General features: G+C 62.8%; 22 protein-coding genes. 13 read left to right on the top strand and 9 right to left on the bottom strand.

Translation table 11 applies throughout. The annotated features are described in order from the left end of the window. Positions 1-81 precede the first annotated feature (81 nt). The 4 genes from ABVK50_RS17805 to ABVK50_RS17790 are packed head-to-tail and all read left to right on the top strand — an operon-like array spanning position 82 to position 4,873. Positions 82-957 carry a sugar ABC transporter permease gene (locus ABVK50_RS17805; RefSeq protein ID WP_353645309.1) on the top strand — a complete coding sequence of 292 codons (876 nt, stop codon included), beginning with the start codon at positions 82-84 and terminating at the stop codon, positions 955-957. Next, complete coding sequence (locus tag ABVK50_RS17800) at positions 954-1,871, top strand: carbohydrate ABC transporter permease (protein WP_353645310.1); 918 nt, start codon at positions 954-956, stop codon at positions 1,869-1,871. The genes ABVK50_RS17805 and ABVK50_RS17800 overlap by 4 nt, the downstream gene beginning before the upstream one ends. 1 nt (position 1,872) lies before the next feature. Continuing rightward, positions 1,873-2,928: a LacI family DNA-binding transcriptional regulator gene (locus ABVK50_RS17795; RefSeq protein WP_353645311.1), complete on the top strand. Its 1,056-nt coding sequence runs from the start codon at positions 1,873-1,875 to the stop codon at positions 2,926-2,928. A gap of 40 nt (positions 2,929-2,968) precedes the next feature. Further along, positions 2,969-4,873, top strand: a complete 1,905-nt coding sequence (locus tag ABVK50_RS17790; RefSeq protein ID WP_353645312.1) for a beta-L-arabinofuranosidase domain-containing protein — start codon at positions 2,969-2,971, stop codon at positions 4,871-4,873. Positions 4,874-4,939: 66 nt separating this feature from the next. On the opposite strand, the gene ABVK50_RS17785 is transcribed toward ABVK50_RS17790, so the two are convergent. Next, positions 4,940-5,608 carry a TetR/AcrR family transcriptional regulator gene (locus tag ABVK50_RS17785; RefSeq protein WP_353645313.1) on the bottom strand — a complete coding sequence of 223 codons (669 nt, stop codon included), beginning with the start codon at positions 5,606-5,608 and terminating at the stop codon, positions 4,940-4,942. Between the two features lie 163 nt (positions 5,609-5,771). Here ABVK50_RS17785 and ABVK50_RS17780 point away from each other — a divergent pair, with 163 nt between their 5' ends. The 5 genes from ABVK50_RS17780 (at position 5,772) to ABVK50_RS17760 (ending at position 10,063) form a co-directional block, all read left to right on the top strand. Continuing rightward, a complete protein-coding gene (locus tag ABVK50_RS17780; protein WP_353645314.1) occupies positions 5,772-6,686 on the top strand; it encodes a shikimate dehydrogenase in 915 nt (304 codons plus the stop codon). A 54-nt stretch (positions 6,687-6,740) separates the two neighbouring features. Continuing rightward, entirely contained in the window at positions 6,741-7,727 is a 987-nt protein-coding gene (dctP, locus tag ABVK50_RS17775) for a TRAP transporter substrate-binding protein DctP (protein ID WP_353645315.1), read from the top strand. Between the two features lie 69 nt (positions 7,728-7,796). Next, a complete protein-coding gene (locus ABVK50_RS17770; RefSeq protein WP_353645316.1) occupies positions 7,797-8,315 on the top strand; it encodes a TRAP transporter small permease subunit in 519 nt (172 codons plus the stop codon). Then, the gene (locus tag ABVK50_RS17765) at positions 8,312-9,613 is read left to right on the top strand and encodes a TRAP transporter large permease (RefSeq protein WP_353645317.1); all 1,302 of its coding nucleotides are present in this window, start codon (positions 8,312-8,314) and stop codon (positions 9,611-9,613) included. Before ABVK50_RS17770 ends, ABVK50_RS17765 begins: the two co-directional genes overlap by 4 nt. A 15-nt stretch (positions 9,614-9,628) precedes the next feature. Further along, complete coding sequence (locus ABVK50_RS17760) at positions 9,629-10,063, top strand: type II 3-dehydroquinate dehydratase (RefSeq protein WP_353645318.1); 435 nt, start codon at positions 9,629-9,631, stop codon at positions 10,061-10,063. A 52-nt stretch (positions 10,064-10,115) separates the two neighbouring features. Here ABVK50_RS17760 and ABVK50_RS17755 read toward each other — a convergent pair whose 3' ends face one another. From ABVK50_RS17755 to ABVK50_RS17725, 7 genes are all read right to left on the bottom strand, one after another. Beyond that, complete coding sequence (locus ABVK50_RS17755; protein ID WP_353645319.1) at positions 10,116-11,495, bottom strand: FGGY-family carbohydrate kinase; 1,380 nt, start codon at positions 11,493-11,495, stop codon at positions 10,116-10,118. Then, on the bottom strand, positions 11,492-11,812 hold the full coding sequence (gene rhaM, locus ABVK50_RS17750; protein WP_353645320.1) for an L-rhamnose mutarotase: 321 nt from the start codon (positions 11,810-11,812) through the stop codon (positions 11,492-11,494). The genes ABVK50_RS17755 and rhaM overlap by 4 nt, the downstream gene beginning before the upstream one ends. Further along, entirely contained in the window at positions 11,809-12,819 is a 1,011-nt protein-coding gene (locus ABVK50_RS17745) for an ABC transporter permease (protein ID WP_353645321.1), read from the bottom strand. Before ABVK50_RS17745 ends, rhaM begins: the two co-directional genes overlap by 4 nt. Then, positions 12,816-13,793 (bottom strand): ABC transporter permease, encoded by a 978-nt coding sequence (locus ABVK50_RS17740; protein ID WP_353645322.1) that lies wholly within the window; start codon positions 13,791-13,793, stop codon positions 12,816-12,818. Before ABVK50_RS17740 ends, ABVK50_RS17745 begins: the two co-directional genes overlap by 4 nt. After that, a complete protein-coding gene (locus ABVK50_RS17735) occupies positions 13,790-15,328 on the bottom strand; it encodes a sugar ABC transporter ATP-binding protein (RefSeq protein ID WP_353645323.1) in 1,539 nt (512 codons plus the stop codon). Before ABVK50_RS17735 ends, ABVK50_RS17740 begins: the two co-directional genes overlap by 4 nt. Before the next feature lie 76 nt (positions 15,329-15,404). Then, positions 15,405-16,400 (bottom strand): rhamnose ABC transporter substrate-binding protein, encoded by a 996-nt coding sequence (gene rhaS / locus ABVK50_RS17730; RefSeq protein WP_353645324.1) that lies wholly within the window; start codon positions 16,398-16,400, stop codon positions 15,405-15,407. Positions 16,401-16,442: 42 nt separating this feature from the next. Beyond that, a complete protein-coding gene (locus ABVK50_RS17725) occupies positions 16,443-17,252 on the bottom strand; it encodes a DeoR/GlpR family DNA-binding transcription regulator (protein ID WP_353645325.1) in 810 nt (269 codons plus the stop codon). 189 nt (positions 17,253-17,441) lie between these two features. Between ABVK50_RS17725 and ABVK50_RS17720 the strand changes: the two genes are divergently transcribed. Together ABVK50_RS17720 and rhaI are read left to right on the top strand one after the other, a co-directional pair. Further along, a complete protein-coding gene (locus ABVK50_RS17720; RefSeq protein WP_353645326.1) occupies positions 17,442-19,544 on the top strand; it encodes a bifunctional rhamnulose-1-phosphate aldolase/short-chain dehydrogenase in 2,103 nt (700 codons plus the stop codon). 170 nt (positions 19,545-19,714) lie between these two features. Further along, positions 19,715-21,007: an L-rhamnose catabolism isomerase gene (gene rhaI / locus ABVK50_RS17715; RefSeq protein WP_353645327.1), complete on the top strand. Its 1,293-nt coding sequence runs from the start codon at positions 19,715-19,717 to the stop codon at positions 21,005-21,007. A gap of 21 nt (positions 21,008-21,028) precedes the next feature. Here rhaI and ABVK50_RS17710 read toward each other — a convergent pair whose 3' ends face one another. Beyond that, positions 21,029-21,721, bottom strand: a complete 693-nt coding sequence (locus tag ABVK50_RS17710; RefSeq protein ID WP_353645899.1) for an FCD domain-containing protein — start codon at positions 21,719-21,721, stop codon at positions 21,029-21,031. A 174-nt stretch (positions 21,722-21,895) separates the two neighbouring features. On the opposite strand from ABVK50_RS17710, the gene ABVK50_RS17705 reads away from it, so the two are divergent. Beyond that, entirely contained in the window at positions 21,896-22,843 is a 948-nt protein-coding gene (locus ABVK50_RS17705) for an ABC transporter substrate-binding protein (RefSeq protein ID WP_353645328.1), read from the top strand. 58 nt (positions 22,844-22,901) lie between these two features. Further along, positions 22,902-23,729, top strand: coding sequence for an ABC transporter permease (locus ABVK50_RS17700; protein ID WP_353645329.1), 828 nt, complete (start codon positions 22,902-22,904; stop codon positions 23,727-23,729). Positions 23,730-23,752: the final 23 nt, after the last annotated feature.

Raw genomic sequence — 23,752 nt, 5'->3', positions numbered from 1 at the left:
TGCGGCGCCGCTTCACAGGCGCTGCGGCCCGATCCCGAACAACAGCCGGCCTGTCCGGTCCATCGCAGTCAAGCAGGTTCGATGCATTCGAAGACGAGCAGTTATGTCGGACTCTTGTACGTCGCACCGGCGCTTGCCTTCGTGCTGACCTTCACGGTCTATCCCTTGGTGCAGATGGTGTGGATGTCGCTCCACAACTGGTCGCTGATCGCGGCCAAGAAATTCATCGGCTTCGGAAACTTCGTGAAAGCTTGGAACGATCCGCAATTCTGGACATCGCTCGAGTTCACGCTGAAATACACCATCCTGATCACGCCGGTGCTGATGGTGCTCGGCTACCTGATCGCGCTGCTGACGGCGGAGAACAGGCCGCTTCGGCAGTTCACGCGCAGCGTCGTCTTCGCCCCGGTGGTCATCGGGCTCGGCGCATCCAGCCTGCTCTGGTACTGGCTGTTCAGCTACGATTTCGGGCTCATCAATCGCGCTCTGATGGATCTCGGCGTGATCGCCAAGCCGGTTGTCTGGTTCGGCGCCGACGCGGATATCGCGCTCGGAGCGGTCATCGTCTCCATCGTATGGAAGGTCGTCGGCTTCGGGACGATCCTGTTCGTGGCCGCTATTCACGCCATTCCAGGCGAAATCGGCGAGGCGGCGATGGTCGACGGAGCGAGTTACTGGCAGCGCGTGCGCAGGATCACGCTGCCGCTTACCGCCAAGACCATCCTGCTCGTCACACTGGTCAGCGTGATCGGCTCGCTGCTTGCCTTCGATCAGTTCTACATCATGACCGCCGGCCAGCCGCGCAATTTGACGGCGACATCAGTCTTCCTGATCTACCTCAACTCGTTCCCCTATCTGAAGCTCGGCTACGGCGCGGCACTGTCGCTGATATTGGCCGGGATCATTCTCGTCTGCACCTGTCTGCAGATGCTGCTAAGTCGCAGGAGCCATGCATGAGCGCGTTCGGCGAAGCGGCAGGGCGGGGCATGAGCCGCACCTCGGCGCAGCATCACGCCCAAGGGCTGGTCGGCCGTCTGATCAACGGGCGCCAGAAGTATCTCGTGGCGGCGGCCTGCGTGGCCGTCTGTACGGTCATGCTGCTGCCGCTGGTTGCATCGGTGCTCGCTTCGCTGAAATCAACCGAGGAAGCGGCGGCGGCGCCGCCAACCTACATCCCGCGCGGACTTAGTCTCGACAGTTACGAACGGCTTTGGAACTATCAGGCCGGGCTGCCGGTCTATTTTTCGAATAGTCTCGGCGCCGCCGGCCTGACCATCCTCTTCTGCCTCGCGCTGACGATACCGGCCGGCTACGGGCTGGCGAAGTTCCGGATCCCCGGCAAGGAGGCGCTGTTCGTGGTGCTCCTGCTCGGATTGATCGTGCCCTATCAGGCGCTGCTCACACCGCTGTTTTTCCTGTTCGTCCAGCTCAAGCTGCACAATTCGCTGGTCGGACTTGCCATCGTCCACACAGCGATCCAGCTGCCGTTCAGCATCTATGTCATGCGCAACGCTTTCGAGGCGGTGCCCCGCGAGTTGGAAGAAGCCGCGATAATGGACGGCTGCAACAGCTTTCAGGTGCTGGTTCACATCTGCCTGCCGGCGGTCGTGCCGGCGATCATCACGGTATCGCTGTTCGCCTTCATCACCTCGTGGAACGAGCTTCTGGCGGCGCTGGTGATCATGAACAAGGATTCGTCTTTCACGCTGCCCTTGATCCTCGCAGCGGCGCGGCAGCAGACGAGTATCGGCGGCACCGACTGGGGCATGCTGCAGGCCGGCATAACGATCTCGATAATCCCCTGCATGGCCTTCTATCTGCTGCTGCAGAAGTATTACATGGCCGGCCTCCTCAGCGGGGCGGTGAAGTAGCATGCAGGAGGCCGATCCGCCGCCCCCGGAAGGCTACGTGCCGAACCCCGCTTTCGGCGGGGCTCCAACCATACGCGACGTGGCGCGCATAGCCGACGTGTCGATCGGCACGGCGTCGAAGGCTCTCAACGCAGGCGGCCGGCTCAGCCAGGAGACGCGCGACAAGGTGCTGCGCATCGCGCGCGAGATCGGCTACCGGCCCAATGACCTTGCGCAGAGCCTGCATCGGGCGAAGTCACGCACGATCGGCATCATCTCCAACGACAGTTTCGGGCGTTTCACCTTTCCGATCGTCGAGGCGCTGGAGGAGCGGCTGGCGGAGGAGGGCATAGCCGTATTCATGTGCAACGCCACCGACGATCCGGCGCGCGAGCGCCAGCACCTCGATCAGCTCCTGGGAAAGCGGATCGACGGGCTCGTGGTGACGGCGCGGCGCGCCGACAAGCGCGCTCCGATCGGTCCGCTCGCGCATGGTCTGCCGGTCATCTACGTCTTCTCACGGGCCGATGATCCCGAGGCGCTTTCGCTGCTTCCCGACGACGAAGGTGGCGCGGTGCTGGCCGTCGCCCATCTGGCGGCGCTGGGCCGAAGGCGCATCGCCCATATCACGGGACCCGAGCATTTCGAGGCCGTGCGACTGCGGCGCGAAGGCTATCGCTCGGCCCTGGCCGAAGCAGGGCTGCCAGAGATCGAGGGTTTTTATCTCTCGGGCGTCTGGTCCGAGGCGTGGGGGCGCGAGGCGGCGGCCAGATTGTTCTCGGGGCCCCAAACGCCGGACGCGATCTTCTGCGGCAACGATCAGATCGCCCGCGGCGTGTCCGATACGCTGCGCGAGATCGGCCTGGCGGTACCCGCCGACGTCGCCATCGTCGGTTTCGACAACTGGGACGTGATGGTGCTTGCGGCGCGGCCGCAGCTGACCAGCATCGACATGAACCTGAAGGCGCTCGGGCGCGAGGCTGGCGACAGCGTGCTGGAGATGATCGCCGGAAGGAAGCTGAGCGGCGTCAGGCGGCGGCCGTGTTCACTGGTCGTGCGGGCATCGTCGAAGCCATGAGCACGCCAATGCACTTCATTGCAGGAACGGAGACGTTTCAATGAACGAGTTCAAGCCGGTTCGGTTCGTCGATGTCGCGCTGGAGGGGCAATTCTGGCGCGAGCGGCTGGAGACGGTGCTGACGCGAACCATCCCCAGCCAGCATATCCAGCTTGGCAAGCACGGCATCCTGGAGTCCCTGACGCTGCCGAATCCGCCGCCGCCGCTGAGGTTTCCGCGAAACGAGCATAATTTCACTGTGCAGGTGTTCTGGGATTCCGATGTAGGCAAATGGATCGAGGCCGCGTCTTATGCGCTGTCGCATCGTCGCGACGCCGATATCGAGGCCAGGATCGAAAAGATCGTCGACGATCTCGAAAAGGCGCAGGCTCCCGACGGCTATCTCAACTGCTGGTACCTGCAGCGCGAGCCGGACAAACGCTGGACCAATTTGCGCGACAATCACGAACTCTACAATCTGGGACATCTGCTCGAAGGCGGCATCGCCTATTTCCTGGCGACGGGCCGGCGCCGGCTCCTCGATATCCTCGAGCGCTATGTCGAACATGTGCGCAAGACCTTCGGCCCGAATCCCGGCCAGAGGCGCGGCTATTGCGGCCATCAGGAGGTCGAGCTGGCGCTCATCAAGCTCTATCGCCTTACGGGAGAGAAGAAGCATCTTGATCTGGCTGCCTACTTCATCAACGAGCGCGGACGTCAGCCCCACTATTTCGATCAGGAAGCGGTCGCGCGCGGGGAGAGCCCCAGGGATTTCTGGGCGAAGAGTTACGAGTACAACCAGTCGCACAGGCCGGTGCGCGAGCAGACGAAGGTGGTCGGCCACGCCGTTCGGGCGATGTACATGTTTTCCGCCATGGCCGATCTCGCCGCTGAACTGAACGACGACAGCCTCAAGCAAGCATGCGAGGTGCTCTGGGGCGATGTCATGACCTCGAAGATCTACATCACCTCCGGCCTGGGTCCGGCTGCCGCAAACGAAGGCTTTACTGAAGACTACGACCTGCCGAACGACACGGCCTATGCGGAGACCTGCGCCTCGGTAGCGCTGATATTCTGGGCGCATCGCATGTTGCATCTCGATCTTGACGGCCGGTATGCTGATGTCATGGAGCAGGCTCTGTTCAACGGCGCGCTGACCGGGCTGTCTCGCGACGGCGAGCACTATTTCTACTCCAACCCGCTGGATAGCGATGGGCGGCACAGCCGATGGGCCTGGCACACATGCCCATGCTGCACCATGAATTCGTCGCGTCTCATCGCTTCGGTCGGAGGCTATTTCGTCTCGGCCAGCGACGACGCGATCGCCTTCCATATCTACGGCGGTATTTCGACGAACATCCGGCTCGCAACCGGAAACGTGTTCCTGCGGGAGACCAGCGCCTACCCATGGTCCGGCTCGATCAGGATCGAGCTCAGCCCGGACGCGCCAGCCGAGTTCACCGTCAGGCTCCGCGTTCCCGGCTGGGCGCACGGAGCCAGCGCGGCCGTCAACGGCGAGCCCGTTGACGTCGAGTCCCGCACCCTGAACGGCTATCTCTCGATCTCGCGGCTCTGGAATGCCGGGGACACGATCGAACTCGAACTGCCGATGCGTCCGGAGCGCATCTATGCTCATCCTTCGGTCAAGCAGGATATCGGCCGGGTGGCGCTCAAGCGGGGACCGTTGGTCTATTGCGTCGAAGAGGTCGACAATCCCGGGGGTCGAGTGCAGCAGCTCAAATTGCCCCGTGATGCCAGGATCGAAACGGAGGAACGTGGCGATCTCTTCGATGGCGTGGTCACGCTGACAGCCGCCGCACAGCGCGTCGAAGACCGCGGCTGGGAAGACAGCCTGTACAGGAATGTCCCCCCCGACGCTGCGGACTGCAGGCTGACCGCTCTACCGTATTATCTTTGGAACAATCGGGCGAAAGGCTCGATGCAAGTATGGCTGCTTGAAAGCTGAAATCGGCGCTGCGGAGCGGCGAGCGCCTCGGGGCGCGCTGGCGAACTGCCCGTGGGGGCAGGGCGCCTAGCGTCGTGATCGCCGGTCTCGCTTCAACGCAAGACTGATGACCATTTCCACCAAATGTTCCTTCAAAGTCTGCTGGCCTTTGGGGCTGAACAGCGCGTTGCCGAATATCCGGGAGAAAGTGGCCCGGTTGGAGACGTTGAAAAAGCTAAGGGCGCTGATGTGCCAGTGCAGTTCCAGCGGAGCGACATCGTCTCGGAAAAGGCCGGCATCTCGTCCGCGCCGGCAGATTGCTTCCAGTTTCTGGATGGCGCCGGCGTTGAGCAGACGGATCAGTTCGGATTGTTCCAGATATGCCCCGTCATGGATGTTCTCGATCATGACAAGCCGGATGAAATCCGGATGGCGGCTGTGGTGGTCGAAGGTGAATTCGGCGAGCAGCTTCAGTGCCTCGACCGGCGGCAAATGGTCGAGCTCGAGCTCTTGCTCGCCGGTTCTGACTTGCCGGTAGGCTTCCTCGAGAACCTGGCCGTATAGACCCTCCTTGTCGCCGAAATAGTAGTAGATCATGCGCTTCGACGTGCTCGTCTTTGCCGCGATCTCGTCTATGCGCGCGCCCGAAAGCCCGTTGGCTGCGAACTCCGCCATCGCCACAGCGAGAATGTTCTTGCGCACCCCCGCCGGATCCTGCTTCCAGCCGGCGCGGCCGTTGGCCGGTTTGTCGTTCATGATTGCCTGGCGTCCTCCCGGCCTCGACGATCGCATTGCGACACGGTCATAGCAAATTAACCGGCTGGTACAAAGCAATTGACGAAATTAACTGGTTGGTACAAAGTAGGGCCTGGAATGTCGTGAGGAGCCGTAGAACGCGGTCGACATCCGGGAGAGTTCGATGGTGTCAGCAGCTACGCGCCTGGCAGGGGAATGGGAGGCTGCTCCCCAGTCACGTCGCATATTGGTGGGGCTGCTGGGCCACGGCATTCAGCTTTCTCGCACGCCGGCCATGCACGAGGCGGAGGGCCGGGCGCAGGGTTACGCCTACATCTACCGCTTGCTCGATACGGACCGGATGGGCGATGCACCGCCGAGCGTCGCCAGCATCCTGGCATTCGCGGAGCATCTCGGCTTCGACGGCCTAAACGTCACCTTCCCCTACAAGCAGGAGATCATGCCGCTCCTGGACGGGCTGTCCGAAGCGGCTGAGGCGCTCGGCTCGGTGAATACGGTCGTACTGCGCGACGGCCGTCGCACCGGCCACAATACGGACCTGTGGGGCTTCAAGGAGAGTTTCCGGCAGGGAATGGCTGACGCACCTCGCGCTAGCGTACTGCTGCTCGGCGCCGGTGGCGCGGGCGCCGCTGTAGCCCATGCGCTGCTCGATAGCGGCGTAGAGCTGCTTCTGCTGAGCGATGTCGAGCAACAGAAAGCGGTGACGCTCGCCGCGCGGCTCGCATCACGTTTCGGCGCCGACCGGCTTGCTGTCGTCTCGGACCTTGGTGCGGCCGCAGCGCGGGCCGACGGCATCGTCAACGCGTCCCCGGTCGGCATGGCCAAGCTGCCGGGCATCCCTCTCGACCCGGCGCTCCTTCGCCCGGAGTGCTGGGTCGCCGACATCGTCTATTTCCCGCTGGAGACGGAGCTGCTCGCCCAAGCGCGCCGGCGTGGTTGCCGCACGCTCAATGGCGAGGGCATGGCCGTCTACCAGGCGGCGCGCGCCTTCGAACTGTTCACCGGCATTTCGCCGAATGTCGATCGGATGAAGGCGGCTTTCGCCGCCTTTGTCGGTGAGCCCGCTGCCAGCGGGTGAATGCCGGGCGCTGCCCCGGTGAAGGACTTTAGAAAAAGCAACAGGGAGGAAGATATGAGCTTGAATACGACCCGTCGCCAGTTCCTGGTTGGAACCGGCATGCTCGCCACAGCCGCCGCCTTTCCGGCATTTGCCCAGGACAAGCCGAAACTGCGCTTTTCCGCGGTGTTCTCCGAGCAGGACATCCGCGCCGAGATGATGAAGATGTTCGCCGACGCCATCAAGGATGACTTCACCTTCGAAGGCTATTACGGCGGCAACCTGTTCAAGCAGGGAACCGAACTCGTCGCGATCCAGCGCGGCAATCTCGAGATGGTTAACATCGCGCCGCAGGACATCTCCAAGCAGATCCCGGCCTGGTCGATCGTGACGGCCGGCTATCTGTTCCGGGATGCGGCTCACGTGAAGGCATTCTTCGCAAGTGAAGCCGGCGCCGAGCTGAAGAAGATGGCCGAGGACCAACTCGGCGTGAAGGTCCTCGGTCCGACCTATTTCGGCGTTCGGCAAGTAGGGCTAAAGCCGGACAAGGAGATCAAGACACCGGCAGACATGGCCGGCATAAAGCTGCGCATGCCGGGCGGCGACGCCTGGCAGTTCCTCGGCGAAGCGCTTGGCGCCAACCCGACGCCGATGGCCTATGCCGAGGTCTATACCGGCCTTCAGACCGGCGCGATCGACGGCCAGGACAACCCACTGCCGAACGTCGAGAACATGAAATTCTACGAGGTGATGTCGCAGATCGTGCTGACCTCTCATCTGGTCGGATTCGATCTTCTCGTCGTCTCCAAGAAGGTCTGGGACGAGATGGGCGCCGAGAAGCAGGCGAAATTTCAGGCTGCGGCCGACGCGGCGATCGACTTCTCGACCGAGAAGCATCTCGCCCGCGAGAAGGAACTCGTGGAAATCTTCAAAGGCAAGGGACTTAAGATCTACGAGCCCGACGTTGCAGCGTTCCGCAAGCACGCGCAGGAACAGTATCTCGCCTCGGATCTCGCCAAGGACTGGCCGGCCGGCATGGTCGACAAGATCAACGCGCTCTGAGATCTCGGCCACCGACGCCGGCGGCTCGTATCGCCGGCGCCGGCTCGTCTCGGGAGGGGAGGACAGAAAGTGATTAGCCAATTACCGCGCATCGGCGGCTGGCTCTACCGGCGCGCCGAAAACTTGATCGCGGCAATGCTTGCGGCGATGTTCGGCGCCTTCCTGCTCCAGATCATCTTCCGTTATGTGCTCAATTTGCCCATCGGCTGGCCCAACGAGATCAGCGTCGTGCTGTGGCTCTGGCTGGTGCTTTTCGGGGCAGCCTTCGTGCTGCGCGAGGAAGAAGAAATCCGCTTCGACCTCTTCTACGCGGCTGTGGGGGCGCGGACGCGCCGCATTATGATGTTGTTGTCGGCAGCCGCCCTTATCGCCCTCTATCTCGTCTCGCTGCCGGCGACCTGGGATTACGTGACCTTCATGAAGGTCGAAAGCACGGCCTACCTCAAGATCCGGTTCGACTGGCTGTTTTCCATCTATCTCGTCTTCGTGGTGGCGACGATCATTCGTTATCTGTGGCTGTCGTGGCGGGCATTGCGCGGCTCGGCTCCCGACGAATTCGATCCGACCAAGGCGGGATCGGGGGTATGAATCTCGCCAGCCCGTTCTCGCTCTCGATCGTCGCGATCACGCTGCTGGCCTTTCTCGGGCTTCCCATCGGCCATTCCATGATCGCGGGTTCGATCCTCTATCTGCTGCTGGCCGGGCTCGACATGGGCACCGCCGCCGAGCAGTTCCTCAATGGGATGTATTCCAATTACATCATCCTGGCGGTGCCGCTGTTCATCCTCGCTGCCGAGTTGATGAACATCGGCTCGATGACAGAGCGCCTGCTGGGCTTCTGCGACGCCTTCGTCGGGCGTTTCCGCGGCGGCCTGGCGCAGGTCAACATCCTTCAGAGCATCATCTTCGCCGGCATGTCCGGATCGGCCATCGCCGACGCCGCCGGCACCGGCAAGATGATGCAGAACATGATGACCAAGGACGACAAATATCCGGCGAGCTTCGCGGCCGCCATGACCGCGGCGACCTCGGTAATCGGTCCGATAATCCCGCCATCCATTCCCATGGTCATCTACGCACTCGTTTCCGACGCCTCGATCGGCTACCTCTTCCTTGGCGGCATGGTTCCCGGCTTGCTGATGGCGCTGTCGCAGATGGCGATCGTCGCCGTCGCCGCACGCCGCCGGAATTTTCCGGTCGAGCCGCCGACGCCGCTGCGCAAGTTGCCGGGCATCACCTGGCGCGCGTTGCCGACCTTGATGATGCCGGTGGTGCTGCTCGGCGGCATTTACACCGGCGTGACCACGCCGACCGAGGCGGCCGCAATCGCAGCGGCCTACGCGCTGGTCATCTCCATCGTTCTCTATCGCAGCGTCAGCTTCACCGACTTTTACCGCTCGCTGCTGGCCAGCGCGCGGACCACGGCCTCGATCGGCATGCTGATCGCCGGTGCGCTCGTCTTCAACTACGTCGTCACGGTCGAGAACATTCCGGGCCAACTGCGCATGCTCCTGACGAGTTGGGAATTGTCGCCCGTCGGCTTCCTCATCCTCGTCAACATTATCCTCTTGCTGCTCGGCTGCGTGTTGGAAGGAACGACGATCCTGCTCGTCATCGTGCCTGTGCTCATCCCGACAGCCCAGGCGCTCGGCATCGACATGGTGCATTTCGGCGTAGTCGTCGTCGTCAACATCATGCTCGGCCTGATCACGCCGCCCTATGGGCTGCTGCTGTTCATCATGACCCGGATCGCCGGAGTCCCGCTGAGGGACATCGTGCGCGACGTGCTGCCTTTCCTGTGGGCCATGCTGGGATCGCTGGCGCTCATCACCTTCTTTCCCGCAATGGTTCTCTGGCTGCCGCGTCTTCTCGGTTACCAGGGCTGACAAATGGAAACAGACATGACGAAGCCAATCTTCATTCTGAACGGCCCGAACCTGAACCGTCTCGGCAAGCGCGAGCCGGAAATCTACGGCACCACGACGCTCGCGGAAGTGGAGGCGATGTGCCGCGAGGCGGCCGGCGAACGTCCGGTGCGTTTCCACCAGTCGAACATCGAGGGCGAGATCGTCAACTGGATCCACGAAGCGATCGACGAGGGCGCGGGCATCATCATCAACCCGGCCGCGTTCACCTTCACCTCAATCGCCATTCTCGATGCGCTGAAGATGTTTCCCGGCCCTATCATCGAACTGCACATCTCCAACATCCACAGGAGGGAGGCCTACTACCACAACTCCTTCGTCTCGAAGATTGCCACGGCAGTCATGGCGGGGCTTGGACCGCGGGGTTATGGGATCGCCGTTCGCGCCATGGAGGACTTCATCGCGAAGTGACGCGATACAGGGCGAGGTGAGCGGCGAACGCCTCAGCTCCAGCCGCTTGAGGTCAAGATCGCGCAGTCACATTGCTGACGGCCGACTTCCACGCATCCGCGTAGACTTTCCAACCGTCTTCGTCAGGCGGGTTCGGAACGCTCGCAGGGACGGCCGGCGGTGTGGCGGAAACCAACAGCGCGGCCCCCACGCTTGTGCCGGTCGAGCCCGCGCTATCTGCTACCACCGGTCGGCCGGTACCTGCGGCCAACATCCGGACAAACGCGGAATTCCTGGCGAAAGGCCCTTCGACGATCGTGGGACCATCCGCCCCGATCAGATCCAGACAGGTTGCCGTCGTAAGAGCGAGGTAGAAGGAAGCCGCGACGGTGCGCTGTCCATCATTGGCCGCCTCCGCGGGGGTCCATTTCGACCTGAGCGCCGGAAACGGACCCGATCCCTGCTGGACGGCAGGAAGAAGCATGACGCTGTTGCCGAGCACGCTCTCCTGATCGGCTTCATCCCATCGCGCCTCACGGCCGCTCATGATCGTCTCGAACTCACGGCCGCCCATGAAGCGCGCGGAGGGCACGGGATCGCCCACCGCGTTTGTGTTGATGAGCGTGTCGCGCGCCGGATCGAGCGAGACCGCCCTGCCGCCGACCGCCATCGAGATCACCCATGTTCCCGTCGACACGACGGCGAACGGAGGCTTTCGCGAGAGCAGATGCGGCAGCAGGGAAGCGTTGGAATCGTGAATGCCGCAAAAAACCGACGTGCCGCTTGCGAGCCCGGTCTTCAGCGCGAGGTCCGGCAGAAGCGGCCCAAGTCTGTCGCTGGCCCGGCCCACCGGCGCCATCAGCTTTCGCCAATCCTGGCGATCGACAAGTGAGGAATAGTCGCGCGCGGATGGACTCCACAGATCCGTATGGCAGCCGAGCGAGGTCACCTCGTTTGCGAGCACGCCCGACAGGCGCCAGGACCAGTATTGCGCGTACATGACGATCGACGCGGTCTGCGCGAACTCGTCCGGGAATGTTTTCATCTGCCAGAAGATCTGGGCCCCGACGTTCAGCCCGTTCGGCAGGCGCGGCGATCCCGTCTCCTCGAAAGTCGGGCGAACGGCATCGTACTCGGCGGCATGCGCATCGGGACCGTCGTGCTCATAATCGAGCACCGGCAAAGCAAGGTTTCCCTGCCCGTCGAGCAATACGGCCGTCGCGCCATGCGTGGTCACGGCGACCGCCTCTACCGGTCGCTCTCGGTTGACGGCTGCCAGACTGTCGAGGACGAAGTTCCACAGCCCTTCTATGTCGTAGTGCGGGTAGGGACCATCGCGCAGCACTGCATTCGGCCGGGTGCGGACCGCGACTTCCCGCATGTGCTCGAGGTCGACCAGCGCGATCTTCGCATTGGTCTTGCCGATATCGATGACGGCGATTTGGCGCATCATTTCATATGGAAGACGGTTTCGAGCGGCACGGCGACCGGCTCATTGTCCGGCTTCGTTTCCATGATGTCGGCCATGTGCGCCCACCAGCGTTTCATCACCGGGTGGTTCGGCAGGTCGTCCATGGTGTGATCCGTGCGCCGCCAGAGCACACCGAACAGGGTGTTGGTCTCCTCGTCGAGATGGATCGAATAGTCGGAGACGCTGGCGTCCTTCAGCAGCGCCACGAGTTCCGGCCATATCTCGTCGTGGCGTTTCCTGTACTCGTCCTTCATGCCCGGATTGAGCTTCATCCTGAAGGCGTATTTCTCGCCGGTCATGCGGGCCTCCGTCCGAACAGACGCCGCCAGAGGATGGGCAGCGCAATGACCAGGATCAGCAGCAGGCCGATGAAGATCGACATGACGATGCCTGGCACGTTGAGCAGGCCGAAGCCGAAGGTAACCATGCCCATGATGATGGCAGCAAGGACCACGCCGGCGATGCTGCCCGCGCCGCCCAGAATGCTGACGCCGCCAAGCACGACCATGGTGATAACCTCCAGCTCGTAGCCTTGGGCGATTGAGGGCCGGGTCGAGCCGAGCCGCGAGGTGATGAGCACGGAGGCGACGCCGGCCATCAACCCGGTGAGGCAGAACAGGATGAACTTCACCCGCGCGACCCGAACGCCGGAAAACTGCGCCGCGACAGGATTGTTGCCGATGGCGAAGACGCGGCGGCCGAAGCTCGTCCGGTGCAGCAGGAACCAGTAGACCAGCGCCGCGATAAGGAAGAGCGTCAGTTCGAACGACACCACCCACCAGACATAGCCCTGGCCGAAGAAAGCGAAGCTCGCCGGATATCCCTTGAACGCCTGGTCGCCGAGGATGATGAAGGCGATGCCGCGAAAGAGGCTCATCGTGCCGATGGTGACGACGATCGACGGCAGGCCGAGCCCGGTGACCAGCAGGCCGTTGAACGCACCGCACAGAAGCCCCGTGCCGATGCCGATCGCAACCAGCATGGGCGTGCCGGCGTCGGCCTGCAGCGCCATGCCCATCAGGGTCGAGGCGAGCGCGATGATTGCCGCGACCGACAGGTCGATCTCTCCGGAGATGATCAGAAGCGCCATGGCGAGCGCGATCAGGCCTTTTTCGGTGAAGTTGAAAGTGAGGTCAGACAGCGACCACGCATTCAGGAAGTAGGGTGACGCCAGGCTGTTGATGACGAAGATCGTCACCGCCACAGCGATCAGCAGGGCCTCCCACGACAGCACGGCGCCCTTGAGCGGCGTGTCGAGCCGGTCTGGTATCTTGCGCGGCGCGGCGATGGTTTCGATCGCGCTCATGCTGCTTCCGCCTTCTTCAGGATGATGCGTCCTTGCTTGCGTTCGCCGCGCGCATTGAGGATCACTGCGGCGAGGATCGCCGTGCCGGAGATCGCCATTTGCCAGAAGGGCGAGATGTTGATGACCGGCAGCGCATTGCTGATGATGCCGAGGAACAGCGCGCCGAGCACGGCTCCGCCGACCGAACCGATGCCGCCGGCGATCGACACCCCGCCGATGACACAGGCGGCGATGATGTTGAGCTCGTATCCATTGGCGACTTCAGTCGCGGCTATCACGTAGCGCGACACCCAGAGATAGCCGCACAGCCCCGCGACCATGCCGGAAATGCAGAAGGCGATGAACTTGGCGCGGCCGACATCGATGCCTGCGTAAACCGCGGCCGACGGATTGACGCCGGCTGCGTAGATCGAGCGGCCGACCGGCGTTCTGGTCATCACGAGGTAGAAGGTGATGATCGCCACGATGGCGAACCAGGACAGAACCGGCATGCCGAGGAAGACGCCACGCTGCAGGGCGATGAATGCCGGGCTCATCCGGTCGGCATTGACCCAGGTCCCGCCGGCAACGACGAAGGTTGCGCCACGAAAGATGGTCAAGGTGCCGAGCGTGACGACGATCGCCGGAATGCCGAGCTTCCAGACAAGCACACCGTTGAAGGCGCCGAGAACCGCCCCGATCGCCATTGCCTCGAGGATAATCAGCGGGATCGGAATGCCGGGAAAATTGGCGTTGGTCAGCGCCACGATCATGCCGGTCAGCGCTAGGTTTGACGCCATCGAGAGGTCGATCGAGCGCGTCAGGATGACCGCCATCTGCCCAAGCGCCAGGATCATCAGGATGGAAGTGTCGTTGAACACGGCGGCGAGATTCCCCGGCCGTGCGAAGGCAGGAAAGCGCAGCGTGATCGCCGCGATGAGCAGAGCGATCGCGGCAACGAGAAACATCTCGCGGTATTTCAGTAGCGCGCTCAAGCCGCGATCCCCGCTGCGGCGCGCACCAGTGTCTCGGCGTCCAGCCCTTTGTTCTCGAACACTGCTGCAATGCGGCCCTCGCGCATGACGATGACGCGGTCTGACATGCCCAGGATTTCCGGCAGTTCGGATGAAACCATGATCACAGAAAGCCGCTCGGCGACAAGCTCCGCCATGAAGCCGTGGACGGCGGCCTTGGAGCCGATGTCGATGCCCTTGGTCGGCTCGTCGAGGATGATGACCTTCGGCTTCGTGGCGAGCCATTTGGCGATCACCACCTTCTGCTGATTACCGCCCGACAGCGTCCCGACGTCCTGGCTGAGCGACGACGCCCGGAGGTCGAGGCGCTCGGTGTAGGTTCGCGCAAGGCGGAACTCTTCCGCGAGCCGGAGCAGGCCGGATTTGGAGGTTCGGTCGAGCGAAGGCAGCGAAACGTTCTGGAAGATCGGCAGGCCGATCACCACGCCTTGCCGTCCGCGTTCCTCGGGCACGTAGACGATGCCGGCCTCGATCGCCTCCGCCGCCGATTTCGGCGCAATCGGCGCGCCGTCAAGCGTGATGCTCCCGGCGCTGGTGCGCGTCATGCCCGCAATCGCCTGCATGACTTCGCTGCGGCCCGCGCCGACCAACCCGTAAAAGCCGAGGATTTCACCCTGCCGCAGTTCGAAACCGATCCCGTCGAATTCGGTCGGATGCGAAAGGCCGCTCACCGAGAGGATCGTTGCGCCGATCTTCGGCTGGCGTTCGGGGAAGATATGGTCGACGGCGCGGCCGACCATCATCCTGACGATCTCGTGCTGCGGCTTGTCGGCAAGCAGGCCTTCGCCGACCATCTCGCCGTCGCGGAACACCGTGTAGCGATCGGCGATGCGATAGATCTCGTCGAACTTGTGGCTGATGAAGAGGATCGCCTTGCCGTCGCTCTTCAGGAAGTCGATCAGTTCGAAAAGCTCCTGGATCTCCTTGGCCGACAGCGCGGCGGTCGGCTCGTCCATGATGACGATCTGTGCGTCGATCGACATTGCGCGCGCGACCGCGACCAGATGCTTGTTGGCGATGCCGAGATCGCGCAGCCGCGCGTCGGCATCGATGTGGCCGGCGCCCATGGTCTCCAGCACTTCGCGCGCATTGGCGCGCATGGTGCGCCAGTCGATCAGGCCGAAGCGGTTGCGCGGCGCATGGCCAAGGAAAATGTTTTCCGCGACGGAGAGATCGTCGAAAAGGACGGTCTCCTGGTGGATCGCGGTGATGCCGTGCCGGAAGGCCGCGTCGGCCGTCGGCAGCTTCACTGCATCGCCGCCGATGCGGATTTCACCCTCGTCTGGCTGGTAGATGCCGGTCAGGATCTTGACCAGCGTCGACTTGCCGGCGCCGTTCTCGCCGATCAGCGCCGTGACCTGGCCAGGATAGAGCGACAGGCTGACGTCGTGGAGCGCCCGCACGCCGGGGAAGCTCTTGGTCACGCCGGAAAGCGAAAGCAGCGGAGTATCTGCGGTGCTGTCCGGACGTTCTGCCTTCAGGGCTGCCGTGTGCATTTATCTCTCAAGCCCTGTCGTTGATCGAGCCGCGGCGGCAAAGTCTAGACCATGCCGCCGCAACCACCTTGTCGGATCAATAGATTTTCGAGAACTCTTCGATGTTCGACTTGTCGAACTGGAAGGGCGGCGCCATGGCGGCGGAGTTGGTGTCGTCGAGCGTGACCTCGCCGACCTTGCCAATCGACAGCTTTGCGCCGGGTTCGGCCTTCGCCTTGCCGGTTGCGAGGCCGTGGGCGAGGTAGACCGCCGAGTAGCCGAGATCGATCGGGTTCCAGAGCGCGACTGCCTGTGAGGCGCCGTTGTCGATGAACTGCTTGAACTCCGACGGCAGCGCAAGACCGGTCACGTTGACCTTGCCGATCAGATTCTGGTCGGTGACGACCTGCGCGGCGGCAACGACGCCGACCGTGGTCGGCGCGATGATCGCCTTGAGATCGGGATGGCTGGCGATCAGGCCCTTGGCTTCGTTGGTGCTCTTCACCGAGTCGTCGTCGCCGTAGACGGTGGCCACGAGATTGATCTTCGGGAACTTTTCCGGAAGGACCTTCTTGGCCGCCTCGATCCAGGCGTTCTGGTTGGTCGCCGTGGATGATGCCGACAGGATCGCCACATCGCCGCCTTCAGGCAGATAGTCCGCGGCGAGCTTGATGATCGTCTCGCCGATCAGGTCCGTGTCCGAAGGATTGAGGTGCATCTGCCGGCCCTCCGGCGCGACGCCCGAATCCCACGAGATGACGGTGATGCCGCGGTCCATCGCCTTTTTTAGCACCGGCACGAGCGCGTCCGGATCGTTGGCGGAGATCGCGATGGCGTTGACGTTCTGCGCGATCAGAGAGTTGACGATCTCGATCTGGCCTTCGGCCGTCGCCGCGGTCGGGCCGGTGTAGATCACCTCGACGTCGCCGAGTTCCTTGGCGGCCTCCTGGGCACCCTTATTGGCGGCGTCGAAGAAGCCGTTGCCGAGGGCTTTGACGACAAGGGCGATCTTAATTGATTCTGCATTGGCCGGGCCGGTAAACATGACGGCCGCGATTGCCGCGGTCGCCAGCAGTTTCCTGAATATGCTCATTAGTCGGTTCCTCCCGTGAGCGGTTGCATTGTTCCTCGCTGCTTATGCCTGCAGCGAAGCATCCTCACTGTTCGAACGCTGGTTTTTCGCCACGACCAGCGAAACGCCCGCATCCTCCAGCATCTTTGCGTCGCGGTCCTCGAGGCCCGCGTCGGTCACCACCGTCGAAATCCGCGCCAGACGGCAGAGAATCAGGCTCGAGCGTTGCCGGAATTTCGACGAGTCGATCAGCACGACCAATTCGTCCGCCTGGTCGATCAGCTTCTGTTCGGCCTGAATGAGCAGCGGGTCGCCTTCCATCAGGCCGAGCGGGCCGAGCCCCTGCGCGCCCATGAACATGCGCTTGGCGTAGAAATTCCGCGTCACGTCGTTCTCGAACGGCGACAGGATGATGTTCTGCTCGCGATAGATCGTTCCGCCCGAAAGCATCACCGTGTTCTTGGAATGCTTCAGCAGATGGTCGGCGATCGGAAACGAGTTGGTGAAGATCGTCATCCGGCGGTTGGTCAGGAAGTGGACCATCTGGAAGGTCGTGGTTCCGCCATTGATGATGATCGGGTCGCCATCCCTGCACAGTTCGACGGCTTCCCGAGCGATCGCACGCTTTTGCGCGGCGTGCAGCGTCTCGTTCACGCTGAACGGCCGGCCGGCTATGCCCATGAATTGCGGCGGGGTGATCGATTCCGCGCCGCCGCGGACGCGGCGAAGCCGCTTTTGCAGGTGAAGCGCGGCGATGTCGCGCCGGATCGTCGCCTCGGACGATTCCGTCAGCTCGACCAGTTCCGGCACCGTCACGACAGGTTTTTCCTGGACGGCGGACAGAATGATCCTGTGGCGTTCCTTCTCGTGCATTGCTCCTCCCAGCGCCGATATCTAGGCAGCAAGCCCGCGCAGTGTCAATCAATATCGATCAAACTATTTCATATTGCGGTGCAGCATGATCAAAATTGATCGTTCTTGATTGACATGGCCGGCCAGCGCGTGCGAATTTCGATCCAGAATTATTGCGCTCTCCACTGCGCATCGGGAGGATTGCCTGTCATGCTTGAAACGCGCACCGCCTCGCGCCTCGCCAATCTTTGGGACGGCGCCAAGGCGTCCAGGATGAGCGAATCCGAACGGCTTCTATACCGTTCCAACCTGCTCGGCTCCGATAAGCGCATCACCAATTATGGCGGCGGCAACACTTCCGCCAAGGTGATGGAGAAGGATCCGCTCACCGGCGAACCCGTCGAAGTACTGTGGGTGAAAGGCTCCGGCGGCGATGTCGGAACCATCAAGCGCGACGGTTTCGCGACGCTCTACATGGAAAAGCTCGAGGCGCTGAAGAAGCTCTATCGCGGGCTCGACCATGAAGACGAGATGGTGGGCTACCTGCCGCACTGCACCTTCAACCTGAATCCGCGCGCGGCGTCGATCGATACGCCGCTTCATGCCTATGTGCCGCGCAAGCATGTCGACCACATGCATCCGGACGCCATCATCGCGATCGCCGCCGCGAGCAACAGCAAGGAGCTGACAGCGCGCATCTTCGGCGACGAGATCGGCTGGCTGCCCTGGAAGCGGCCGGGCTTCGAACTCGGCCTATGGCTAGAAAAGTTCGCGAGGGAAAATCCGAATGCTGCCGGCGTGGTGCTCGAAAGCCATGGCCTGTTCACCTGGGCCGACTCCGCGAAGGAGTGCTACGAAACGACGATCCGCATCATCAACCGTGCGATCGAATGGTTCGAGCAGGAAACGCGCGGCAAGGCGGCGTTTGGCGGTGCGGTCGTCGCTACGCTGCCGGCCGCCGAGCGCAAGGCCGTCGCCGCGCAACTGATGCCTGCGATCCGCGGCATGATCTCCGCCTCCGAACGCAAGGTCGGCCATTTCGACGACCAGGACGCGGTGCTGGAATTCGTCGGCTCCAGGGACATGGAACAGCTCGCGGCGCTAGGGACCAGTTGCCCCGATCATTTCCTGCGCACCAAGATCAGCCCGCTGGTGATCGATTTCGATCCGGCAAAGCCTGACCTCGAGAAGACGCTGGCCGGCCTGCCCGCCGCCCTCGAAGCCTATCGCCAGGGCCACGCCGCCTATTACCAACGCTGCAAGCAGCCGGATTCCCCGCCCATGCGCGATCCGAATGCAGTCGTGTACCTTGTGCCAGGCGTCGGCATGATCACCTTCGCCAAGGACAAGGCGACCGCACGCATTTCGGGCGAGTTCTACGTCAACGCCATCAATGTGATGCGCGGCGCATCGACCGTCTCGTCCTATATGGGCCTGCCCGAGAAGGAAGCGTTCGGCATCGAATACTGGCAGCTGGAGGAAGCAAAGCTCCAGCGCCTGCCGAAGCCCAAGCCGCTTGCCGGCCAGGTCGCGCTCGTCACAGGCGGGGCAGGCGGCATCGGCCGCGCAACGGCCGCTCGCCTTCTGGCCGACGGCGCCTGCGTGGTCCTGGCCGACATCGACGAAGAAGCACTTGCCGCGGCCGAGGCCGATCTCGGCAAGCAGGCCGGCAGCGACTTCGTCCGCGCTGTAAAGCTAGACGTCACCGATGAGGCAGCGGTTATCGGCGGGTTCGCCGAAACTGCGGTCGCGTTCGGCGGCATCGACATTCTCGTGTCCAACGCCGGCCTCGCTTCTTCGGCTCCCATCGAGGAGACGACGCTGTCGCTGTGGAACAGGAACATGGACATCCTCGCGACCGGCTATTTCCTGGTCAGCCGCGAGGCGTTCAAGCTGTTTCGCACGCAGAAGATCGGTGGCAACGTCGTGTTCGTCGCTTCGAAGAACGGCCTCGCGGCGTCCCCGAACGCGGCTGCCTATTGCACCGCCAAGGCCGCCGAGATCCATCTTGCACGGTGTCTTGCGCTGGAAGGGGCGGAGGCGCAGATCCGCGTCAACGTCGTCAATCCGGATGCGGTTCTGCGCGGTTCGAAGATCTGGACCGGGGAGTGGAAGGAGCAGCGCGCCGCTGCCTACAACATGTCGACCGACGATCTCGAGGAGCATTATCGCTCGCGCTCGATGCTGAAGCGCTCGGTATTTCCCGAAGACATCGCTGAAGCGGTCTATTTCTTCGCATCCGAAATGTCGGCGAAATCGACGGGCAACATCATCAATGTCGATGCCGGCAACGCGCAGAGTTTTACGCGGTAGAACGTCAATTTTCAAAGTCGGGCGCCGCCCCTCATCCGCCTGCCGGCACCTTCTCCCCGTATAGTGACGGGGAGAAGGAGAGGCTTGAACGCTGGCGACCCCTCTCAGTCCTTCACGGGGAGAGGGTGAGGGGCAGCGCCGGCCAAGCAAGCGTTGGGAGGAACAATAAAGTGACCGAGCAACTCATCTCCGCCGAGATCGTCGAACGGGAAAACGGATCCCGCCAGGCAGCGCTGAAGCGCGACTATGAGGCGCTCGGCAACCAGCTTTCCCGTCGCGGCATAGCGATCGATGAAATCAAGAAGAAGGTGGCATCCTTCGGCGTCGCCATCCCGTCATGGGGCGTCGGTACCGGCGGCACGCGTTTTGCGCGTTTTCCCGGCGGCGGCGAGCCGCGCGACATCTTCGACAAGATCGAGGATTGCGCCGTCATCGCGCAACTGACCCGGGCGACGCCGGCAGTCTCGCTGCATATTCCGTGGGACAAGGCCGATCCGAAGCGGCTGAAGCAGGCGGCGTCGCGTTTCGGCCTCGGCTTCGACGCGATGAACTCCAACACTTTCTCCGACGCGAAAGACCAGAAGCTCTCCTACAAATACGGCTCGCTCAGCCACGCCGATGCGGCCGTGCGCAAGCAGGCTGTCGAGCACAATCTCGAATGCATCGAAATCGGCAAGGCGCTCGGCTCCAGGGCGCTGACGGTGTGGATCGGCGACGGCTCCAATTTTCCCGGCCAGGTGAACTTCGCCAAGGCCTTCCGCCGCTATCTTGATGCGATGCAGGAGATCTATGCCGAACTGCCTGAGGACTGGCGGCTGTTCACCGAACACAAAATGTACGAGCCGGCCTTCTATTCAACAGTGGTGCAGGACTGGGGCACCAACTATCTGATCGCGCAGGAGCTTGGCCCGAAGGCATTCTGTCTTGTCGACCTCGGCCACCATGCCCCGAACGTGAATATCGAGATGATCGTTTCGCGACTGATCCAGTTCGGCAAGCTCGGCGGCTTCCACTTCAACGATTCCAAATATGGCGACGACGACCTCGACACGGGTTCGATCGACCCGTACCGGCTCTTCCTTGTCTTCAACGAACTGGTCGACGCGGAACTCTCTGGCGCGAAAGGTTTTGATCCCGCGCATATGCTCGACCAGAGCCACAATGTCACCGACCCGATCGAGAGCCTGATGCTGTCGGCGGCCGAGGTGCAGCGCGCCTATGCCCAGGCGCTGCTGGTCGACCGCAAGGCGCTGGAGTCTTTTCAGGACGACAATGATGCGCTGATGGCGACGCAGACGCTGAAGGCCGCCTACCGCACCGACGTCGAGCCGATCCTGGCCATGGCGCGCCTTGAGAAAGGCGGCGCGGTCGATCCGGTCGCGGCCTATCGCGCTGCCGGCTATCGCAGGAAGGTGACCGCGGAGCGCCCGGCTGTCGCCTCGGGCGGCGGCGGGATCGTCTGAATTGAATTCCGGCGCGGGCCGCTATTCCGCAGCTTCGTGAACGGGGATCAGGCGCCGGCCGACCTGCTGCAGGTGCAGGCGCATGGCGGCGGCGGCGCCGCCGAGGTCGCGCTCGGCGATGGCCTCGACGATGCGCTCATGGTCGGCGAAGCTGTGATGGTCGGCCGGAGGGCGGGCGCCTTCCGAGCGCAGGCGGCCCCACACCACGGTGCGGCGCACGGCGTTCAGGACGTCGAACAGGCCGAGCAGCACGTTGTTGCGGCTCGCCTGCGCGATCTGCCGGTGGAGCAGATTGTCGACATTCTCATACTGCCGCCAGGTGGCGGCTTCGCGCGTCTGGACCAGCGATTGACGCATCGCGGCGATATCGGAGAGCGTGGCGTGCAGCGCCGCCTCCCGCGCGATCTCCGGCTCGATGATCAGGCGGGCGCGCATCACGTCGGCCGGATTGGTGCGGCCGGCTATCTCCGAGATACCGATGGTTTCCTCGACAGGGCCGCTGCCGACAAAGGTGCCCTTGCCGACGTGTCGCCAGATCCGGCCGTCCTTCTCCAGCACCGCCAGCGCCTTGCGCAGGTCGCCACGCGACACGCCGAGGCTCTCGCACAACTCCCGTTCCGCCGGCAGCCGTGTCTCGCCCGTATGATCCATCTGGGCGAGGTAGGCCTGAAGCTGGACCAGTGCGGCGTGGCCGCCATTACCGCCATCGTCCATCGATTTAACCAATTCTCGCATTGATTCCCTTTGCTGGTGTTAAGACGATTGGTCCAGCGCGTCAACATCCAGAACCTGCGCCCTTATCGGCGGAACAGGACGGATTCATCCTTGACCAATTAGGATCAGAAGCTTAACCAATATCATATTGGTTACAAAACGGGAGGAATAAAAATGGCCAGCCTGTCCAGACGTACCATCCTTGCAACGGTTTTCGCGGCGGTTCTGGGAAGCGCCGCGCCTATGTCGGCGGCCAGCGCCGGCGACATGCGGATTGCGTTCGGCGATCTGCCCGGCATCGAATCCATCCAGACGCTGGCTGCGATCGAGCGCGCCAAGGAGCGCGGGGTGAATGTCGAGCTGATCATCCTCAATGACGAGGATCTGGCGACCCAGGCTGTCGTCGGCGGCCAGGCCGATGTCGGCATCGGCGCGCCCTATACGCTGATCCAGAAAGTCGGCGTGCCGATCCGGATTTTCGCGCAGATTTCCACGCAGCGCTTTTTCCCTGTGGTCAACAGCGAAGCCTACAAGGAATGGAAGGATCTCGACGGGCAGGAGATCGCGGTCCAGGCGCGTGGCTCCGGCACCGAAGCGGTGATGCTCCTGATGGCGAAGAACCACGGCATCGAATACGGCAATATCAGCTATGTCCCGGGCTCGGAGGTCCGGCGCAACGCGCTGCTCCAGGGAACGATCAAAGCTTCCATCGTCGATGCGGCCAACCGGCGCGCGCTCGAAGCCGAAGCGCCAGGCAAGTTCATCGTTCTGCCGGTCGAGAATGTCAGCGCCTCGGACGAGACGGTGTTCGCTACGGCCGAATATCTCAAGAACAATGCGGCCGACGTCGACATTCTGGTCGAGGAATTGATCAAGACCGGACGCGAGATAACAGAGAATCCGGCTGTCGCTGTCGAATTGCGCAACAAATACAATCTTCTACCGGACCTTGGGGCGGAAGCTGACTCGGAAATCACGGAATACTACAAGGAGACGGCGGAGGCAGGCGCTCTGGCGCTGAATGGCGGCGGGGCAGAAGCTGCGGCCGACGACTTCGCTTTCTTTACCGCCGCCGGCCAGATCGAAGGCGATCCCGCGACGCTCAAGGTCGAGGATTTCTGAGATACATCGGCGATCGACCGCGCCCTTGCCAAGCTCGGCAAGAAGTAGGCGCGGCCTGATGGCGAGCAACATCAGAACAGAGAGCGAAGCCGTTGGCTTCGCTCCCCTTTCCGGGCGCGGCGAAGCGGCAGGATGGCAGGATCGTCCGATCCTGCTCCGCCTCGTGTCAATCGCGCTTTTTGCAGGCATCTGGGAAATTGCCGGGCGCATTCCCGTCAGTTTCGCCTTCCCGACCTTCTCCGACACGATCGTTGCATTCTTCGGGCTGATGGCCGACGGCAGCATGCCCAGCGCCTATCTTTCGACGCTGCAGCCGTTGCTGCTGGGCGTCGTGCTGTCGGCCTTCATCGGCGTCGGGCTCGGCACGCTCTGCGGCTTGTGGCGCACCGGAGAATGGCTGGCGATCCCGATCTTCATCGTCTTGCAGGCGGCGCCGGTCGCAGCCTTCATCCCGATGGTCACCTTTATCTACGGCATAGGCCTGACCGCCAAGACGTTGGCCGTGATGATCCTGGCTCTGCCCGTCATCGTGCTCAACACCTACAAGGCTGTGCGCAACGTTAACGAATCCCTGCTCGTCATGTGCCGCTCGTTCCTGGGCACGCGCTGGCAGAGCGTCACCAAGATCATCCTGCCCGACGCCAGTCCGGTGATCTTCGCCGGCCTTCGTCTCGGCGTTGCCGCCGGCTTCGTCGGGGTCGTGCTCGCCGAACTGCTGATCACGCCGACCGGCATCGGCGATCTCATCACCTTCCACCGCTCGCGCGCAGATTACGCCGAGATGTATGCAACAATCGGCTCGATCATCGCGCTTTCGACCCTGACGCTCGTTTTTTTGCAGTGGGTGGAAGTCCGCATTTTCAGGCCCGAAAAGAGAGGAGCCTGACATGCGCAGCGCTGTCTTGCGAA

Origin of the sequence: Mesorhizobium sp. WSM2240 (genome assembly GCF_040438645.1) — a bacterium.
In the GTDB taxonomy this organism is placed as follows: Bacteria; Pseudomonadota; Alphaproteobacteria; order Rhizobiales; family Rhizobiaceae; genus Allomesorhizobium.
Note: the sequence above shows the minus strand (reverse complement) of the source record. Positions and strands in the feature narration are given on the sequence as shown.

Excerpts from the sequence above, each read along its gene's own strand:
- ABVK50_RS17700 (WP_353645329.1), top strand. The coding sequence starts at position 22,902 with ATGGCGAGCAACATCAGAACAGAGAGCGAAGCCGTTGGCTTCGCTCCC.
- ABVK50_RS17725 (WP_353645325.1), bottom strand. The coding sequence starts at position 17,252 with ATGCACGAGAAGGAACGCCACAGGATCATTCTGTCCGCCGTCCAGGAA.
- ABVK50_RS17705 (WP_353645328.1), top strand. The coding sequence starts at position 21,896 with ATGGCCAGCCTGTCCAGACGTACCATCCTTGCAACGGTTTTCGCGGCG.
- ABVK50_RS17765 (WP_353645317.1), top strand. The coding sequence starts at position 8,312 with ATGAATCTCGCCAGCCCGTTCTCGCTCTCGATCGTCGCGATCACGCTG.
- dctP (WP_353645315.1), top strand. The coding sequence starts at position 6,741 with ATGAGCTTGAATACGACCCGTCGCCAGTTCCTGGTTGGAACCGGCATG.
- rhaS (WP_353645324.1), bottom strand. The coding sequence starts at position 16,400 with ATGAGCATATTCAGGAAACTGCTGGCGACCGCGGCAATCGCGGCCGTC.
- ABVK50_RS17710 (WP_353645899.1), bottom strand. The coding sequence starts at position 21,721 with ATGGACGATGGCGGTAATGGCGGCCACGCCGCACTGGTCCAGCTTCAG.
- ABVK50_RS17745 (WP_353645321.1), bottom strand. The coding sequence starts at position 12,819 with ATGAGCGCGATCGAAACCATCGCCGCGCCGCGCAAGATACCAGACCGG.
- ABVK50_RS17780 (WP_353645314.1), top strand. The coding sequence starts at position 5,772 with ATGGTGTCAGCAGCTACGCGCCTGGCAGGGGAATGGGAGGCTGCTCCC.
- ABVK50_RS17795 (WP_353645311.1), top strand. The coding sequence starts at position 1,873 with ATGCAGGAGGCCGATCCGCCGCCCCCGGAAGGCTACGTGCCGAACCCC.
- ABVK50_RS17755 (WP_353645319.1), bottom strand. The coding sequence starts at position 11,495 with ATGATGCGCCAAATCGCCGTCATCGATATCGGCAAGACCAATGCGAAG.
- ABVK50_RS17720 (WP_353645326.1), top strand. The coding sequence starts at position 17,442 with ATGCTTGAAACGCGCACCGCCTCGCGCCTCGCCAATCTTTGGGACGGC.
- ABVK50_RS17800 (WP_353645310.1), top strand. The coding sequence starts at position 954 with ATGAGCGCGTTCGGCGAAGCGGCAGGGCGGGGCATGAGCCGCACCTCG.
- ABVK50_RS17805 (WP_353645309.1), top strand. The coding sequence starts at position 82 with ATGCATTCGAAGACGAGCAGTTATGTCGGACTCTTGTACGTCGCACCG.
- ABVK50_RS17790 (WP_353645312.1), top strand. The coding sequence starts at position 2,969 with ATGAACGAGTTCAAGCCGGTTCGGTTCGTCGATGTCGCGCTGGAGGGG.
- ABVK50_RS17760 (WP_353645318.1), top strand. The coding sequence starts at position 9,629 with ATGACGAAGCCAATCTTCATTCTGAACGGCCCGAACCTGAACCGTCTC.
- ABVK50_RS17785 (WP_353645313.1), bottom strand. The coding sequence starts at position 5,608 with ATGAACGACAAACCGGCCAACGGCCGCGCCGGCTGGAAGCAGGATCCG.
- ABVK50_RS17735 (WP_353645323.1), bottom strand. The coding sequence starts at position 15,328 with ATGCACACGGCAGCCCTGAAGGCAGAACGTCCGGACAGCACCGCAGAT.
- rhaM (WP_353645320.1), bottom strand. The coding sequence starts at position 11,812 with ATGACCGGCGAGAAATACGCCTTCAGGATGAAGCTCAATCCGGGCATG.